The organism is Streptomyces sp. NPDC057307 (assembly GCF_042667665.1).
Taxonomy (GTDB): domain Bacteria; phylum Actinomycetota; class Actinomycetes; order Streptomycetales; family Streptomycetaceae; genus Streptomyces.
This window is the reverse complement of sequence record NZ_JBHUZM010000004.1, coordinates 104101-119809: the sequence shown is the minus strand read 5'-3', so window position 1 is coordinate 119809 and position 15709 is coordinate 104101. Positions and strand designations below refer to the sequence as shown.

The window sequence follows — 15709 nt, the reverse complement described above, 5'->3', positions numbered from 1 at the left end:
ATCCGCAGCAGCCGGAGATCCGCAGCACTCCCCTGATCACCAGGTTTGGCCGACCACCGGCGACGTCCCGGCCCCGAGAGTCGTGAGATGCCTGAGATCCGTGAGATCCGTGGGAGCCCTGAGATGCTCCGGGGTCGACGACGGCTTCGTCTTCTGTACGAAGGCGGCCCGCAGCGCGTGGTACGGCGCGTCGGGATCGAAGAACGTGGCGCGCATCTCGGCCAGTTCCCGTTCCCGGTACGTGCTCAGCGGCGCGACCGCCTCGTCCCGTTCGCGCGCCGCCTTCTTCTCGCCGATGCGCTGTGGCGTCCCCGGTGCCGACGCGAGACGTGACGCGCGGCGTGCGACCGCCGCGCCGAAGTCCTGAGGTGTGCTCTCGACGACGACGTCCACCAGCCCGATCCCGTACGCCCGGGAAGCCGTCACCGGGAGGGCGCGGCGCGTCAGGCGTTCCGCCTCCTCGTGTCCCACTCTGCGGGGCAGCGTGTACGTCCAGTACTCCGACCCGTACAGCCCCATCAGCCGGTAATGCGAGTTGAGTACGGCTCCGCTCCGGCACCAGACCTCGTCCGCGGCCAGGGCCAGCATCGCGCCGCCCGCCGCTGCGTTGCCGCCCAGCGCGCTCACGAGCAGCCGGTCCGTCGTGGTCAGCATGGCCTCCACGAGGTCGTCCATGGCGTTGATGTTCTCCCAGGACTCCCGCGCGGGGTCGGCGGCCGCCTCGATGACGTTCAGGTGGATGCCGTTGGAGAAGAAGTCACGGCCGCCGCCGAGTACCAGCACCGTGGTCGGCCGTGCGCAGGCGAACCGGTACGCCGTGAGCAGGCGCCGGCACTGCTCCGTACTCATCGCCCCGCCGGCGAAGGCGAACGAGAGGAAGCCGACCGGGCCCGCCTCGCGGTAGCGGATGTCGCTCCACGTACGCCGGCCCTCGGGCAGCTCCCAGGGCGCGGCGATCTCCGGCAGCGCCGGCATCCGGTCGCCGAGGGCCAGCACCGCCGGCAGCTTGTACGTGGGCGGGCCGCCCGCCTTACGGCGGGGGCGCAGCTCGGGAATCCACACCGCCCCGTCGACGGTCGCCCGGCAGACGGCACCGGACCTGGTGGCCACCAGCTCCCCAGGCCGCCCGCGCAGGGTGTCCTCGGCGTGGCCGCCGTGCAGGTACCACTCCTCTTCGAGGAGTTCGTCCAGCACACCGGGCTGCGAATCCGCCCCGCGCAGCTTGCGCAGGACGGTCTCGGTCGGGTCCGAGGCCCAGTCGACGCGCCGCAGACTCTGGTCGAAGTACGGCCGAGCGCACGCGCCTGGCCTCGCCCCCGTACGCGGGGTGTCCTGCGGCCGCGGAACGTACGTCCCTGAGGCGAAGCGCTCCACCGCGAGCAGCACCGCCTCAAGTGCGGCGTCGGAGACCTCGTTGCGGTAGAGGTCGCTCTTGCCGACGGTCGGCACCGGACACGGAACGGAGGCCCAGACATCCCCGCCGTCCATCTCCGCCGCGGCTTGCAGGACCGTCACCCCCCAGTCGGTGGCACCCGTGTGCACGGCCCAGTCCAAGGAGGACGGCCCGCGGTCCCCCACCGGTCCCGGATGGACGATCAGACAGACACGGCTCGACCAGATGTCGGCCGGGATCGCGGTCTTGAGCATGGGTGCGACGATCAGGTCCGGGGCGGTACGGCGTACGGCGTCCCGCAATGGCTCGTCGCCCAGGGCCAGTTCCACGCGGACGGAGTGCCCGCGGTCCCCGAGTTCGGCGAAGACGCGCTGGGTCAGACTGTTGAAGGCACTCGCGACCAGCAGGATGTCCACGGCAATCTCCCTTACGCCGCCCCCGGGCGGGCCGGCCGAACGCCGACAGTCGCCGATCATGACCCACCCTCGTCGGCGAGACCGGTAAGCCCCGCCCGGCGGGCCCCGGTCCGGATGGAATTACGGCCGCGTGGCGGGTGGGTGGTGCCGGCGGAGACCGTGGTCACCAGTCGACGTGCGCGGTGATCCACTTGGCGAGGCTGGCCGTGTCGGTCTCATCCGCGGTCTCATCTTCCGTGGCGTCCGTGGCGTCCGTGGCGTCCGTGGCGTCCGTGGCGTCCGTGGCGTTCGTGGTGTTCGCGGTGTTCGTCGCGTCCGCGGTGTTCGTGGCGTCCGCGGTGGGCAGCTCGGGGCCGCAGGCGAGCGGCGTGTACGACAGCTGGAGATGCGTCAGGTATCCGTAGGGCCCGTTGTCGGCCGCCGGGCCGAGCACCAGGGCATGGGTGGAGGTGCGCCAGACGCGGTGCGTCATCGCGGGGCCGGTGACCACGGCCGCTGACGACACGATCGTCCGCTCGGGGGCCGTACCGAGGTGCTCGGTCACCGCACGCGCCGACTCCGCGAGTACGGCCTCGCAGTCTCCGTACGTGGACGGCCTGCGCTCACTCCAGCCCGGCTGCTCCCGCCATTGATCCATCAGGTCGTACAGCCACGGCCCGTTGCCCACGCTCTCGTCGTCCGGGTCGACGGGGTACAGCTCGCCGAAGACCAGGAAGTGCCGGGCGTCCGGGTGCCCGAAGGGATCGGCGTCGTCGGTGCACAGCACATGCCCGTGTCCGGTGCGGTAGGAGTCGCAGACCAACTCGTGTTCCCAGCTCCATCCGCGTCGCCGAAGCTCCGCGTCGACGGTGTCGAAGTCGTTGTCGGGGAGGAGCGGCGCCGTCGGCAGCGCGACGAGTTCGGCGACGGCCGCGACGGTCAACGGCCGATGGGCGAGGGCATGTACGGGTACGGACACGGGCACCATGCGGTCAGCTTAGGAGCCGGCCTTCCCGGCTCACCCGGCGTTCCCCGACTCACCTGCTCCCCGGCTCACCCGGCCTTGTCGACAGACACGTTGTCGAAGTCCGCGGCGGTGTTGAAGACCCGTATCCCGGTGGCTCCGCTGCGGTACGTGTCGTCGGTCACCGAGATCTTGGGCGTGGCCATGTCGTCCACGTACACCTTGATCGCGGAGCCCACGGCCGAGATCCGGAGCCGATGGGTCGACCTCGCGGGAAGGGACGCGTCGGTGGACGCCAGCGGTGTCCAGGAGTCGTTCACCCGGCCGAGCACCACCTTGCCGGTCGTGCTGATCCCCGCGTAGTAGCCGGTGTAGTTGTCGACTCCGACCGACGGCCGCGTGGCGCGGAAGATCAGGCCCGCGTCACCGTCGCCCGAGGTGACCGTGACGTCGGCGTCGTAGGTGAGGTCGGCGAAGTCGGTGTCGAGCAGCGCCTTGCCGCCCGGGGAACTGTCCGCGCGATAGCGACCGTCGCCTGCCGACCACGATCCGCCGTAGGTCTTCCAGCCCAGGGCGTTGCCGTCGGCGAAGTTGTCCTCGACCTGCATCTCCACGGGGCGGATCGTGCCGTCGGCGTTGAAGTACATCCGGTCGTGGGCGAGTTGGCGGTTGTTGCCGGCGCTCTCGCTGAGCGGCCTGCGGTGGTAGACGATGTACCAGATGTCCGTGCCGGGCACGTTGACGACGGCGTTGTGACCGGAACCCTTGGCGACCGCCGGGTCCTGGGCGAGCACCTTCTCGATCTTGACGAAGGGGCCGGTCGGTGAGTCGGACATGGCGTACGAGACCGAGTAGTCCGGACCTGTCCACCCGCCCTCGGACCACATCAGGTAGTACATGCCGTCGCGCTTGAACATCTGGGAGCCCTCGACGTAGTCCGCGGGCGTGATCTCCTTGTACGTACTGCCGTCGGCGAAGGTACCGAGGCTGGTCATGTCGTCGTTGAGCTTGACGACGTTCGCGTGTCCCCAGCCTCCGTAGTACATGTACGCCTGACCGTCGTCGTCGATGAAGACGTCCTGGTCGATGGGCTGGGCGCCGTTGTGGAACTGCCCGATCAGGGGGCGGCCGATGGCGTCGGAGTACGGGCCTTCCGGCCTGTCCGCCACCGCGACGCCGATACCGCCGAGGCTGGAGTCGTTCTGGATGTCGTTGGCGGCGAAGAACAGGTAGTACTTGCCGTCGCGTTCGACCGGTGCGGGTGCCCACACGGCGTACTCGGCCCAGGAGATGGCGTCCGTCGTCAGCACATTGCTGTGCTTGGTCCAGTTGACCATGTCGGTCGACGAGAAGGCGTCGAGGAAGGTCTGTTCCTCGTACGCCCTTGAGGTGGTCGGGTACGCCCAGTAGGTGTCGTCGTACACGGCGACGTCCGGGTCCGCGTACCACCCGTCGACGAACGGATTACCTGACCCGGCGGGGCCGACCGCGCCAACGGCCGCGGCCGCGGTCGCGCTGTCGGTCGCGCCGTCGGTCGCGGTGGCGGCTGCGGTCGCGGTCAGGTGATCGGGCACCGCGACGGCGGCGCCGGGTGCGAACGTGGCGAGCAGGCAGCCGGCGAGGAGTGCGGCCATGGCCTTCGCGTGGAACCTGAGCATTCGAGCGTTCATCGTCGGCAGCTCCGCAGGTGGGGGTCAGCAGCACGGCACGAACATCGATCGCGGGAGAACATTCCCGCACAGCAAGCAACAGGAACGTACAGGTTCCGTCAATGCTGCGCGTAGGGCTGAGGAGCCGTCAATACGTGGGCGTCGCCCTGATGCGCGGGCGCCGCCCTCCTCCTCCAGCGGGATCCGAGATATTCCTTGACACGAATATTCTTGGTGGTGAATACTTGCCCGCATGGACGAACTCCTCGCCGCACTGGCTGACCCGGCCCGCTGGCGGCTCATAAGCCTCCTGGCGGAGTGCCCCCGCCCGGTGGGTGTTCTCGCGCAACTCGCCGAGGCGCGCCAGCCGCAGACGACCAAGCACCTCCAGACCTTGGAGCGCGCCGGTGTTGTGACCTCCCAGCGCACCGGCCAGCGCCGTATCTACGCGCTGCGGTCCGCTCCCCTGCGGGACCTCGCGACCGCGCTCGGCCGGCTCGCCGACATCTCGGACCAGGCCGGTGGCCTGCGCGTGACGTACGACCACTACGGGCGCAGCCTCGACACGGAGCGCCGGGCGGCCGAGGAGTCGGGGTGGGCCGACGGCCGTTCGTTCAGCTTCCACCGGTCGCTGACGGTCGCCCCCGAGCTGGTCTGGCGTCATCTGACCGAGCCCACCCTGCTCGCCAGGTGGTGGACGCCCGACGACCTCCGCGTCTCCGAGCTGATCTTCGAGGCGCGCCCCGGCGGGCGGATCGTCCTGGAGTACCGCGACGTCGAGGACACCGACGGCTCCGACCTGGTCGCCGGGCGCGGGAAGGGCGTGGTCGATGACGTACGCCCCGGTGAACGCCTCGCGTACCGGCTCTCCCCGCAACTCCCCGACGGCGGCGACGCCTTCACCTCGCACGTCGACTTCGGCCTCCGGCCCACCGCCGACGGCACCGGCACGGACCTCGACGTCCGCTACCGGATCACCGACAGCACCGTCGACTCCGCGGACTTCATCGCGGGCATCGAGATCGGCTTCGGCCAGAGTCTCAGCAATCTCGCCGGCGCCGTTCACATCAACGAGAACGAAGAGGAAGTACAGCGATGACCAACTCGACCGCACGCAAGGTGACCGCGAACATCGCCCTCACTCTCGACGGGCGTTACAACGGCCCCGGCGGGCCGGGCGACATGGGGGCGATCGTCCGCTACGCGACCACCGAGGTCGCGCGGGACCATCTCACCCGTATCTGGGAGGGCGCGACGACGGCGCTGCTCGGCCGGCTCAACGCCGAGGGATTCCTGGGGTTCTGGCCGACGGTCGCCGAGGACGAGAACGCCGATCCGCGTGATCGCGGATACGCGAAGTGGCTGGTCGACACGGAGAAGGTGGTTCTGTCGACCACCTTGACCGAGGCCCCGTGGGAACGCACCCGCGTGGTGAACGCGCCGGCCGCCGATGTCGTCGCCGAGCTCAAGGCCACGGGCGAGGGCGACATCCTCGTCAACAGCAGCGCGAGCGTCATCAAGGCGCTCCTCGCCGCTGACCTGGTCGACCGGCTGTATCTCCTGATCTGCCCCGAGGTTGCCGGGGGCGGTGAGCGACTGTTCGAGGACGGCCTGCCGGGAACGGAGTGGCAGCTCATACGCCAGGAGGTCGGTGAACTGGGCGAGATCGCCGTGGTCTACGACCGGGCCCGCTGACGCGGCAGACCGCGGCAGACCGTGGCGGAGGGCCGGCCTTGACGAGTCAAGTTAATGTGATTAGCTTGTGGCTAACGCACTTAGCTACTGGGAGATGCCATGACCGAGTACCTCGCCGTCGACGGCGGCACGATCGCTTACGAGGTGGCGGGGTCCGGCCCGCTGATCGTTCTCGCGCACGGCATGGGGGACAGCCGCGCCGCGTACCGTGCGGTCGTCCCGCCGCTGGTGGCGGCGGGCTATCGGGTCGCCGCCGTCGATCTGCGCGGCTGCGGCGAATCCAGCGTCGGCTGGCCGGCCTGGAGCCGCACCGACATCGCGGGCGACCTGCTCGCCCTGGTCCGCCACCTCGGCGGCCCGGCCGTGCTCGTCGGCCACTCGGTCTCCGGCGGCGCCGCCACCATCGCCGCGGCGCGGGAGCCCTCGTTGATCACCGCGGTCGTCGAGTTGGCGCCGTTCACCCGCAAGCAGTCGATCGGCCTCGGCGACCTGCGGGTGAAGCGCTTCCGGCAGGGCATGCTGCGGCTGCTCGGCGCGGGCACGTTCGGGAGCCTGCGGCTCTGGCGCTCGTACCTCGACGTGGCCTACCCCGGTACGAAGCCCGCCGACTGGGCCGAGCGGCTGGGCCGTATCGACTCCCTGCTGCGCGAGCCGGGCCGGATGAAGGCCATGCAGAGCATGGGCCGCAGCGCCCCGACCGACGCCGGCGCGCAGCTCGGCAACGTCCGCTGCCCGGTCCTGGTCGTGATGGGCACCCTCGATCCCGACTGGGCAGACCCGCACGCCGAGGGTTCGGCGATCATCGACGCCCTGCCGTCCGGCCTCGGTCGCCTTGAGATGATCGACGGCGCCGGGCACTACCCGCACGACCAGTTCCCCGACCAGGTGGTTTCGCTGATGCTCGCCTTCCTCCACACGGACACCGCCCGTGCCTAGGGCTGGCCTGGACCCGGCGGCCGTGGTCGCGGCCGGCGCCACCCTCGCCGACGAGGTGGGCCTCGCCAACCTGACGATGGGTCTGCTGGCCGAGCGGGTGGGCGTACGTACTCCGTCCCTGTACAAGCACGTGGGCGGCCAGGAAGACCTCAACCGGCGCATCGCGGCCCTGGCCTTGAGCGAGGCCGCCGACGCGGTCGGCGTCGCGGTCCAGGGCTACGCGGGCCGCGACGCCCTGGCGGCTGCGGCCCGCGCCTTCCGCGCCTTCGTCGTTGACCACCCCGGCCGGTACGCCGCGACGATCGGCGTGGAACCGTCCGGCCCGGACGACCCCCTGGCCACGGCGAGTCGGCGCCTCCTCGACGCGTTCGTGGCGGTCCTGCGCGGCTACGAGATTGCCGAACCCGACGTGGACCACGCCCTGCGCATGCTCCGCAGCCTCTGCCACGGCTTCGCCACATTGCAGGCGGCCAACGGCTTCCAGTGGAGCGCCGACATCGACGAGAGCTTCGAGTGGCTGATCACCTTCACCGACCGGGGCCTGCGCGCCATGTGAGACCACCGGCGTGTTGGCGTCGCCTACTCCATTATTTCTCCGCGCCGAGTCGGGCCCGACGAGAACCGTAAGATCAAAAGCAATCCTGAAGCGGGTCAAATACAAAAACGCGCCTGTCAAGCGACAGTGGCGCGCGGCCACTCACCCTTCACGAATCGCGCAACCCTCCTTCACTTTCCGACCGGTCGGAAGAATCTCAGTGCCGCGGCTCCCGAATTCAACGCGGAATTCGGGAGACCGGGTCGGCAACTATTCGGCCGTGCTCGATCGTCTTCGGGGTATGGCACACCCCCCACACTCCGCCCCGTCCCCAACTCCTCCTGACTGGTCGTACTGCGGCCGCGGTGCCACCCCGGAGGAGCCCGTCGGCTGCCGCGGCGTCCACGTCCCCGGCCGCACCGCATGCCTCGCCCACCTGGCCGACACCGACCGCGACGTCTACTTGGAGGCCCTGACCGCCGGCAGCGACATCGACCACCGCGGCACCCCCTTCACCCCAACCCTCCTTACCGCCCTCCTTGCCGCTCTCCTCGACCCCGCCACCGGACGCCCCCGCTTCGGAGCCGCGCGGTTCGAATCGGCGACCTTCCAGGGGCCCGCGCGGTTCGAGTCCGTGACTTTCCAAGGCGACGCCTGGTTCACGTCGGCGACTTTCGAGGACGCCGCCTGGTTCGAGTTGGCGAACTTCCAGACCAGCGCCTGGTTCGAGCAGGCGGTCTTCGAACGGGCAGCCGGCCTCGGGCCTTTCGTCTGTGCCGGGAGGGTGCATTTATCCGGAGCAACGTTCAACGGCCCGGTAACTCTCTCTTTCTCCGCGCGTCGCGTGGAATGCCGGCGGACCCGCTGGACTTCCACCGCCGAACTGCGTCTGCGCTACGCCACGGTGGACTTCGCTCACGCGGTCTTCGAATACCCCCTCACGATCGCCGCAGAGGCCGAACCCTTCGTAACCCCCTCCGGGCAGCCAGTACGAGAGCTGCCCTTCGCCGACGCTCCCGACGCGACGGTGCGGCTGGTCTCGCTGCGCGGGGTGGACGCGGCCCATCTGGTCCTGGCCGATCTTGACCTGTCCGGGTGCCTGTTCGCCGGGACCGTGCATCTGGACCAGTTACGACTGGAGGGCGCCTGCTTGTTCGACGAGGTCCCAACCGGCACGCACTGGTGGCGCCGACGCCCGGTGCGGTTCACCCAGCGCCGTGCCCTCGCCGAAGAACACCACTGGCGCGCGAACCTGCCGACGGCGGTTCGGGGCTGGAACGTGGCGGTGTTCGGCGCCGGACACGCCGGGCCGCCACAACTCGCGCCGGTCTACCGGGCGCTGCGCAAGGCGTTCGAGGACAGCAAGAACGAGCCGGGAGCGGCGGATTTCTACTACGGCGAGATGGAGATGCGTCGCCACGACCCCACCGGCACCTCCGGCGCCGAACGCGGACTGCTGCACGGCTACCGCATGCTGTCCGGCTACGGCCTGCGCGCCTCGCGGACCCTTGGCTGGCTCACTGCCGCGATGTTCATGACCATCGTGCTGCTCATGGGCTTCGGACTCCCCCAGGACTCCCCGAAGCAGGAAGCCACCGGAACCGTGGCGCCCGGTGGAGGAAAGGTCACCTTCGAGATCGAGAAGGCTGATGCCCGCAACCCCACAGGGGACAGGTTCACCGGCGAGCGCTTCGAGAAGGCCCTGAACGTCACGCTCAACTCAGTGGTGTTCCGCTCCTCCGGCCAAGACCTGACCACCACCGGCACCTACATCGAGATGGTGTCCCGCGTGACCGAGTCCGTCCTCCTGGCCCTGGCGGTCCTCGCCGTCCGCAACCGCGTCAAACGCTGACCCGGCGCTCCGGCCCTGGCTTCGCAGAGGACGGCGGCCTCAACGATGTGCGGGTCCACCGCTCGCCGTTCGCCGCTCGGCGAGCGCCTGCTGCGTCGACATTCACGTCGACACCCACCCCGTACAGCAACATCGGCTCCCAAGACCACAATCAGGTCTTGAGAGCCGACGTCACGCGAGGAACCGTGTCAACCAACAGCGCGCAGGCGGGTCCGGCCCTGCGACGAGTGCGCCGCCGGGGCGACTATCCGGCGAGGACCTCGCCGAAGTACGACAGACCGGAGGGCCCGCCGACCGAGGCGGCGCCGAAGGACGTCGAACCGGTCGCGGTGACACCGCTCGTACCGGACTTGAAGAGCCAGACCGAGCCCGCGCCCTCGTTCTCGGCGGAGGCGCCGGCCACCAGGTCCGCGCGGCCGTCCTTGTTGCTGTCCGTGAGTTCGACGGAGCCGCCGAACTGATCCTCGGCCTCGGCGGCACCGGGCACGCTCGTCGTGTCCTGCGTGAAGCTCTTGGAACCGGTGCCGGTCAGCCCCTTGGCGGAGCCCCGCAGCACGGTGACCGTCCCCGTGGCCCGCTTGCTCCCCGTGGCCTCGCTCGGCGCGCCGATCGCGACGTCCGCGTAGCCGTCGCCGTTGGTGTCACCCGCGGCCAGACTCCAGCCGAACCGGTCACCCTTCTTGGCGGTACCGGGAACTCCGGTGGTGTCCTGCGTGATACGGACCGGCGTACGGGTGGACAGCCCGGCGGCGCTGCCGTACGTCACGGTGATCGCGCCTCCGAGACCGCCGTTCGGTTCGTCGGTGGACTTCTCCATGAAGTTGCCGGTGACGATGTCGCCGTAACCGTCCTTGTCGACATCGGAGATGACGGCGTCGTAGCCCCCTGCGACCTTGCTCGACGCCTTGAGGCCGGTCTTGCCTCCCTTGTAGAGGACGCTGCGGGTCCGGTACGCGTCGCCGTTCTCCTCCTGACCCATGACCAGGAGGTCGGTCGCGCCGTCGCCGTTGACATTCCCCGCGACGATCCTGTCGGCGTTGATACCGGTCTGGCTGTACGTGTCGATACCGACGAGCCCCGCCGCCTTGCCGGTCCGGGAGACAGGTCCCTTGAAGATGTTCAGCTCGGGTGCGGCGATGTTGACGGCGGCCAGGTCGGTGCGCCCGTCCCCGTCGAAGTCACCGGAAGCCAGGCCCCAGCCCAGTTCGTTCCGGTACTTGGGCAGCGGCGCCGAAATGTCGACGGCGGACTTCAGCCCACTCGCGCCGCCCCAGACGACGGTGAGGACGCCGAAGGAGTCGGTGTCGCCGATCTGCTCGGCGTGCACGCCGACCACCAGGTCGGTGTATCCGTCCCCGTCGAGGTCACCGGTGGTGAGGCGGTCGCCGAAGTAGTCACTCGTCTCCGGCGTTCCCGGAATACCGGTGGTGGCCTGGCTGATGATGGTGCGCTTGGACTTGTCGAGCCCGTTCTTGGTGCCGTAGACGACGGCCACGTACCCGGCCCTCGCCTTTCCGCTGATCTTCCCGAGGGGCGCGGCGATGGCGAGATCGCGGTAACCGTCGCCGTTGAAGTCGCCCTGCATCCCGGACGGCGCGGCGACGGCAGTGCCCCCGGCCGCGAGAAGCAGCCCGCTGACGAGGGCGGCCGAGGCGGTGATCGCGAGGATGGTGCGAAGGTTCTGCTGCATGCGTGTCTTCTTCTCCTACGGCACGCCGGACGCCGTGACGGCTGTCCGAGTCGATAGTCCGAACCGACGACATGCGGGGACCAGATCCTGCCAAGCCTCCGACCCCGTTACACACGCGTCGCCCGGTGCAGGTGTGACCGCTGAGGCACCCCGGTGGTTGTACGGCCCCACAGAACGGCCGACGGCCCCCGTCGGTCGGGCTGGGTGATCAACTCGCCAGCCACTGACCGTGGCCGCCGGCGACCCGCGTCCCGCAGAGGGTGCCCATCGTTGAACGGAGACAGCAACAGAGACGACCAGCCGGACCGAACGGCCCGACACGGAGACGTCCGAGCCGAGCGGCTGACGGGCCCTGGCACTACTCGACGTCGACGCGACACCCGTACGTGGCCCTGAACGGGCCTATGCACGGACCGTTTCCTGAGCCCGCGGACGAGGGACGGCCCAACGCCACGGAGGACCGGCTACAGCCGGTAGGCTGTCCCCGCTCCGTCGCTGGTGGGCGGGGCGTGGGTGGGTTGCCCGAGCGGCCTAAGGGAACGGTCTTGAAAACCGTCGTGGCAGCGATGTCACCGTGGGTTCAAATCCCACACCCACCGCGTAGGTCAGGGTTTGTGCAGATCAGAAGGGGTGCCTCCGAATTCGGAGGCACCCCTTCCGTTTGTGTACGTCTCGTTCTGTTCCGCCTGTATCCCGCCTCCAGATTCAGGCCGGATCGGGGTCCTCGAACTGGCCGGGAGCCCCATTGCTGGGCTGCCAAAAAGGTAGTGGGGAGGGACGCGCCTCCAGTTGGCGCGTGCCTGCGCCTCTTCGGGCTGAACCCGCCGGGAGGTACAGCGTCGACCGGAAGGGCGCGTGAACAGGGCGCTCCGTTTTCGCGGCGAGGAGGTTGGTGGCTCATGACGAAAGACGGTGAATGCAAGAAGGAGGACAGCGTCTCCTGGCGCAGTCACGGGCAGAGGGCCCCCGGAAGAGTCAAGAAGAAGATCGCCGAGCGTACGGAGGAGGCAGGGCGCACCGTGGACGCCTCCAAGGACGATCCTCAGTACGAGGTCGAGAGCACAACGCCGTCGAACGCTGCTTCACCGGCTTGCAGTTGGTGGCGACGCATCGCACCCGCTGCGACAAGGCCGCCGAGTCCTGCCAACCAGTCTCACCCTCACCGTACTTCTGATGTGGGTGTGACATCCGAGGACAACTCCCAGGGTCTGTCGTCTGGCGGTCAGGGAGTACGACGCGCCTGGTCCCAGACGGTACGCAGGACATCGACCTCCCGGACGACGTCCACGTGCGCGCTGTCGATCCAGGGCAGTTGGGTGCGCTTGCCGTTCGGGTCATAGATGTCCGCGAAGTACGCGGGAGCCAGGCGATTGCGGGCGGCGGCGGGGTTGGGGCGGGCTCGGATATCCCGGATGTCCGTCCAGGGAAAGCGGGCGTGCCTGATGAGGCCCCGGATCTCGATCCCCCGGGCGTCCACGACAGTTCTCGCACGACGGTAAGCGAACCGCAGCCAGCCCATGAAGCTGAGGGAGAGCGCCGTAAGCAGCAGCATCAGCCAGGTCGGAGCGAACCCGCCCTGTGCCAGCGCGATGAGCACGGCGAGGCAGGCCCCGCCTGTCCACAACAGCGCGAACCACATGCGACCCGCTTTCAACCGGTACTCGCGCGGCAGTACTTCACGGCCCATGTCAGCGCCCCCGTAATTCCCCCTGCCGCCGGTGGTCCCGTCCGCGGCTAATTGGGGACTGTAAAGCCCCCGCGCCCGACTGAACAGACATGATCCGATCAGACTCGGGATGGCTCGAACGGTCGAGAGCCGCATCGGCCGGTGTGGTCGACGCCCACGAACGGACTTACGACGAGCCCACCTTGAGGTGGCACATCGAACAGCGTGTTCCCGGGGGCGGAAGCCCGGTGGGCCTTGATCATGGCGAAGACCTCCGGTGTGGTGGAGCTGTTCAGGAACCGCCGCCCAGGAGGTCTTCGTGTCCCACCGCAATGACCGGCCGGCTGACCGGCTGACCGCGCACGGCGGGCGTCTGCTGGCTCAACGCGTCTGCTCGGGCCGTCGGGTCGCGCAGGTGGCGGCCGAGATGGGGATCTCCCGGGCCACGGCGTGCAAGTGGACGGCCCGCTGACGGGCGGAAGACGAGGCGGGTCTTCACGACCGTTCCAGCCGTCCGTATTCATCACCGCACCGCACCGCACCGCACCGCACCGCGGCCGGCCGGGGTGCGGCGTGCTCCGGGGCCCGAGGATTCGCCGGCCGGCGCCCCCGCGGGCCGTGGTAGCCGACGGCTCGGCGTGGTGACCGTCTCTGCGGCAGTCGGCGGGTTGCCGCCCTGGGGCAACGCGTTTCGGAGCCGGGTTCGCCGCCATTCGTCCGTCCACTGGGCGGAAGCGGCGGCCCGACAGGCCGCACCGGCATCAGTACGACAGGAGCACGGCGCCGTGGGTGGGGTGTCGGGCCCGCCGCTTCCGGCCCCGCAGTCCGTCAGAGTGGTACGCGGAGGCTGGAACGGCCGTCGCGCCAGGCGGCAAGGGTTCGGTCCCCGATGCGGGTGTCCAGCAGATCGGTCGCCGCGACACCGAAGGCGACATCCGGCTCCAGCCAGGGCTCGTCGTCGAGCAGTCCGCCGACGACATCGCGGCGCACGACCTGTTCGTGGACGGCGTCGGCCTCCACGTGCTCGGCGTAGAAGTGCACGGCCGCCTCTCCGGCGTCCGCCCGCCGCATGGCGTCGGCCAGCCGACGGGAGGCGGGGGAGGAGGTCACCTCGACCGCGGCGAAGTGTCCCACCAGAGCGCCCCGGAGCGAGCGGTGCAGACCGAACATCGACATCAGGTTGACGACGGCCAGCATCTCTCCGGTGGACGCGTCCAGGTACTGGCCGTACGTCGTGTCCAGGCCGAGGTCCGTCATCAGATCCGCGAAGAGCCGCGAGTGCATGCGCTCCGCGTGGCCGCCACCGTATTCGTCGAACTCGACCGCGACCATCGCCGCCTTCGCCCTGCCCCGCAGCCGCGGAATCACCCACGCGTGCGGATCGGCCTCCTTCAGGTGATAGAGCGAACGCTGGGCGGCGTACTCACGCAGATGCCACACCTCCCCCTCTTCCTTGAGGAAGTGCGAGAGCCCCGTACCGTGCACCGGCTCGGCCAGAACCCCGTCGAACGCGTCGTCGGCGCTGCGGGGACAGTCTTCGGTGTCCGCGCGCAGCGCGTCCAGGAAGCGGGTTTCCAGAGCCGCCCGCAGCCTCAGCAGCTCCGGATCCCACTCCCAGGCGGGGTCCACACCCTGGAAACCGCGGTAGTGCAGTTCGTAACAGAGGTACAGCGCGAGATGCAGATCATCCCCGTACGGATCGGCCTGGCCCGCCGCGTCGGACAGCGCCAGGGGGTTCTTCCCCGGGGGTTGCCCGCGCAGCGCACGCAGGGCCCCGTCGCTGAGTTCACCGCGGCCTGTGGGCAGGACGGGCTCGCGCCGCCGGACATCGGTCAGCTCCGCCGGCTTCACTCCGGGATCTCCTCGCTCGCTTCATTCACACGTGTGCCTGGCCCGACCCCATCCCGCGCCCCGGATCCCCTGGCTCGGCGGCGGTGGCTGGTGTCGCACCAGGGGTAGGTCCGGCTGCGCCGGCAGGCGCACAGGGCCACGGTGAACCGGTCCGACCGCACCGTGCTTCCGTCATCCAGGGTCACCTCGACAGGGCCCTCGACGAGGAGGGGCCCGTCCCGTGTGGGGGTGATGCGGCAGGGCCTGTCACCGGCTGCGTTCGGCACGGATGATCACCAGCTCTTCCTTGTCGTCACCGGGCAGGATCAGCCCATGGTCCAACAGCCACTCTCTTCGGGAAGCCAGTACGGGGCCGAAGGGCACGGTGCGGCGATCCGTCACCTCGGCCGACAGGCCCCCGCGCTTCAGGCGGTCCAGGGTCGCGGGTACCCCGCACAGCGCCGAGTGAACGAGGAGCAGTGCCCCGCCGGGGTGGAGCGACCCGGCCGCCGTGTCGCAGAGCCGGTCGATGAGCAGGCGTCCGTCGTGGCCCGCGTCCCATGCCCTGGCGGCGCCTCGAAGCGGCAGGGCGGGGTCGGGCGCGGGTACGTACGGCGGGTTGCTGAGGATGAGATGGAACCGTCTGCCGACGGTGGGGGCCAGGAGATCGCCACGGACGGCCTCGACCCGCAGCCCGGCGACTGCCGCGTTCAGGCGGGTGGTGAGAACGGCACGGCGGGTACGGTCCACAGCGGTCACCCGCGCGCCCCGTCGCGCCGCGGCGAGGGCGAGGAAGCCCGAGCCGGTCCCCACGTCCAGGACGGCCGTCCCCGTGCCGACCTCCTCCCTGTCGAGGGCGTCACGCAGCAGCAGTGAGTCTCCCTGGGGGGCGTAGACGCCGCGGGGCAGCATCACACGACCGCCCTGGCCGTAGGTACTGATCAGACCGATCATCGACTCACCTCATCCCTCTGCGGTCCCGCGGTGTCCGAGCCTCCGGCGCCGTGGAAACCACCGGTCGGACCCGTGGGAACCACCGGTCGGACCGTGGTGGGAACCAGGCTCCGGTCCCGTCCCGGACGGGGAGCGCACAACCACGGGGCG

General features: G+C 69.8%; 14 protein-coding genes, 1 tRNA gene and 1 pseudogene. 8 read left to right on the top strand and 8 right to left on the bottom strand.

The features are described from left to right. Positions 1 to 36: 36 nt before the first annotated feature. The 3 genes from ACFUN8_RS03020 to ACFUN8_RS03010 all read right to left on the bottom strand — a co-directional run bounded on the left by ACFUN8_RS03020 (position 37) and on the right by ACFUN8_RS03010 (position 4422). A complete protein-coding gene (locus ACFUN8_RS03020) occupies positions 37 to 1809 on the bottom strand; it encodes a hydrogenase maturation protein (RefSeq protein ID WP_383630510.1) in 1773 nt (590 codons plus the stop codon). A gap of 163 nt (positions 1810 to 1972) precedes the next feature. Then, positions 1973 to 2776: a hypothetical protein gene (locus ACFUN8_RS03015; RefSeq protein WP_383630508.1), complete on the bottom strand. Its 804-nt coding sequence runs from the start codon at positions 2774 to 2776 to the stop codon at positions 1973 to 1975. A gap of 65 nt (positions 2777 to 2841) precedes the next feature. After that, positions 2842 to 4422 carry a family 43 glycosylhydrolase gene (locus tag ACFUN8_RS03010; RefSeq protein ID WP_383630506.1) on the bottom strand — a complete coding sequence of 527 codons (1581 nt, stop codon included), beginning with the start codon at positions 4420 to 4422 and terminating at the stop codon, positions 2842 to 2844. 232 nt (positions 4423 to 4654) lie between these two features. On the opposite strand from ACFUN8_RS03010, the gene ACFUN8_RS03005 reads away from it, so the two are divergent. The 5 genes from ACFUN8_RS03005 to ACFUN8_RS02985 all read left to right on the top strand — a co-directional run bounded on the left by ACFUN8_RS03005 (position 4655) and on the right by ACFUN8_RS02985 (position 9419). Then, positions 4655 to 5500 (top strand): metalloregulator ArsR/SmtB family transcription factor, encoded by an 846-nt coding sequence (locus tag ACFUN8_RS03005; protein ID WP_383630504.1) that lies wholly within the window; start codon positions 4655 to 4657, stop codon positions 5498 to 5500. Then, the gene (locus tag ACFUN8_RS03000) at positions 5497 to 6096 is read left to right on the top strand and encodes a dihydrofolate reductase family protein (protein WP_383630502.1); all 600 of its coding nucleotides are present in this window, start codon (positions 5497 to 5499) and stop codon (positions 6094 to 6096) included. Before ACFUN8_RS03005 ends, ACFUN8_RS03000 begins: the two co-directional genes overlap by 4 nt. A gap of 99 nt (positions 6097 to 6195) precedes the next feature. Continuing rightward, positions 6196 to 7032, top strand: coding sequence for an alpha/beta fold hydrolase (locus ACFUN8_RS02995; protein WP_383630500.1), 837 nt, complete (start codon positions 6196 to 6198; stop codon positions 7030 to 7032). Between the two features lie 22 nt (positions 7033 to 7054). Next, positions 7055 to 7588: a TetR/AcrR family transcriptional regulator gene (locus ACFUN8_RS02990; protein WP_383630566.1), complete on the top strand. Its 534-nt coding sequence runs from the start codon at positions 7055 to 7057 to the stop codon at positions 7586 to 7588. A 280-nt stretch (positions 7589 to 7868) separates the two neighbouring features. After that, on the top strand, positions 7869 to 9419 hold the full coding sequence (locus tag ACFUN8_RS02985) for a pentapeptide repeat-containing protein (RefSeq protein WP_383630498.1): 1551 nt from the start codon (positions 7869 to 7871) through the stop codon (positions 9417 to 9419). Positions 9420 to 9663: 244 nt separating this feature from the next. On the opposite strand, the gene ACFUN8_RS02980 is transcribed toward ACFUN8_RS02985, so the two are convergent. Further along, on the bottom strand, positions 9664 to 11109 hold the full coding sequence (locus ACFUN8_RS02980; RefSeq protein ID WP_383630496.1) for an FG-GAP and VCBS repeat-containing protein: 1446 nt from the start codon (positions 11107 to 11109) through the stop codon (positions 9664 to 9666). A 512-nt stretch (positions 11110 to 11621) separates the two neighbouring features. Between ACFUN8_RS02980 and ACFUN8_RS02975 the strand changes: the two genes are divergently transcribed. Continuing rightward, positions 11622 to 11708 (top strand) — tRNA-Ser (locus ACFUN8_RS02975). Beyond that, positions 11676 to 12449: a DUF2945 domain-containing protein gene (locus tag ACFUN8_RS02970; protein WP_383630564.1), complete on the top strand. Its 774-nt coding sequence runs from the start codon at positions 11676 to 11678 to the stop codon at positions 12447 to 12449. Before ACFUN8_RS02975 ends, ACFUN8_RS02970 begins: the two co-directional genes overlap by 33 nt. Here the strand turns inward: ACFUN8_RS02970 and ACFUN8_RS02965 are convergent. Further along, positions 12332 to 12796, bottom strand: a complete 465-nt coding sequence (locus ACFUN8_RS02965; protein WP_383630494.1) for a PH domain-containing protein — start codon at positions 12794 to 12796, stop codon at positions 12332 to 12334. The two genes, ACFUN8_RS02970 and ACFUN8_RS02965, sit on opposite strands and share 118 nt — an antisense overlap. Before the next feature lie 298 nt (positions 12797 to 13094). Between ACFUN8_RS02965 and ACFUN8_RS02960 the strand changes: the two are divergent. Further along, positions 13095 to 13313: pseudogene (locus tag ACFUN8_RS02960) on the top strand (leucine zipper domain-containing protein); the annotation flags it as partial. Positions 13314 to 13603: 290 nt separating this feature from the next. Here the strand turns inward: ACFUN8_RS02960 and ACFUN8_RS02955 are convergent. Genes ACFUN8_RS02955 through ACFUN8_RS02945 form a run of 3 tightly spaced genes read right to left on the bottom strand, consistent with a single transcriptional unit; the run spans position 13604 to position 15559 of the window. After that, positions 13604 to 14626 carry an iron-containing redox enzyme family protein gene (locus ACFUN8_RS02955; RefSeq protein ID WP_383630492.1) on the bottom strand — a complete coding sequence of 341 codons (1023 nt, stop codon included), beginning with the start codon at positions 14624 to 14626 and terminating at the stop codon, positions 13604 to 13606. Then, positions 14623 to 14892: a CDGSH iron-sulfur domain-containing protein gene (locus ACFUN8_RS02950; protein WP_383630490.1), complete on the bottom strand. Its 270-nt coding sequence runs from the start codon at positions 14890 to 14892 to the stop codon at positions 14623 to 14625. The genes ACFUN8_RS02955 and ACFUN8_RS02950 overlap by 4 nt, the downstream gene beginning before the upstream one ends. Then, positions 14873 to 15559: a HemK2/MTQ2 family protein methyltransferase gene (locus ACFUN8_RS02945; protein ID WP_383630488.1), complete on the bottom strand. Its 687-nt coding sequence runs from the start codon at positions 15557 to 15559 to the stop codon at positions 14873 to 14875. Before ACFUN8_RS02945 ends, ACFUN8_RS02950 begins: the two co-directional genes overlap by 20 nt. Positions 15560 to 15709: the final 150 nt, after the last annotated feature.

What these genes read in the sequence shown, in the direction of transcription:
- ACFUN8_RS03015 (WP_383630508.1), bottom strand. Translation starts at nt 2,776, where the DNA reads ATGGTGCCCGTGTCCGTACCCGTACATGCCCTCGCCCATCGGCCGTTG.
- ACFUN8_RS03010 (WP_383630506.1), bottom strand. Translation starts at nt 4,422, where the DNA reads ATGAACGCTCGAATGCTCAGGTTCCACGCGAAGGCCATGGCCGCACTC.
- ACFUN8_RS03005 (WP_383630504.1), top strand. Translation starts at nt 4,655, where the DNA reads ATGGACGAACTCCTCGCCGCACTGGCTGACCCGGCCCGCTGGCGGCTC.
- ACFUN8_RS03000 (WP_383630502.1), top strand. Translation starts at nt 5,497, where the DNA reads ATGACCAACTCGACCGCACGCAAGGTGACCGCGAACATCGCCCTCACT.
- ACFUN8_RS02995 (WP_383630500.1), top strand. Translation starts at nt 6,196, where the DNA reads ATGACCGAGTACCTCGCCGTCGACGGCGGCACGATCGCTTACGAGGTG.
- ACFUN8_RS02985 (WP_383630498.1), top strand. Translation starts at nt 7,869, where the DNA reads ATGGCACACCCCCCACACTCCGCCCCGTCCCCAACTCCTCCTGACTGG.
- ACFUN8_RS02980 (WP_383630496.1), bottom strand. Translation starts at nt 11,109, where the DNA reads ATGCAGCAGAACCTTCGCACCATCCTCGCGATCACCGCCTCGGCCGCC.
- ACFUN8_RS02970 (WP_383630564.1), top strand. Translation starts at nt 11,676, where the DNA reads ATGTCACCGTGGGTTCAAATCCCACACCCACCGCGTAGGTCAGGGTTT.
- ACFUN8_RS02965 (WP_383630494.1), bottom strand. Translation starts at nt 12,796, where the DNA reads ATGGGCCGTGAAGTACTGCCGCGCGAGTACCGGTTGAAAGCGGGTCGC.
- ACFUN8_RS02945 (WP_383630488.1), bottom strand. Translation starts at nt 15,559, where the DNA reads ATGATCGGTCTGATCAGTACCTACGGCCAGGGCGGTCGTGTGATGCTG.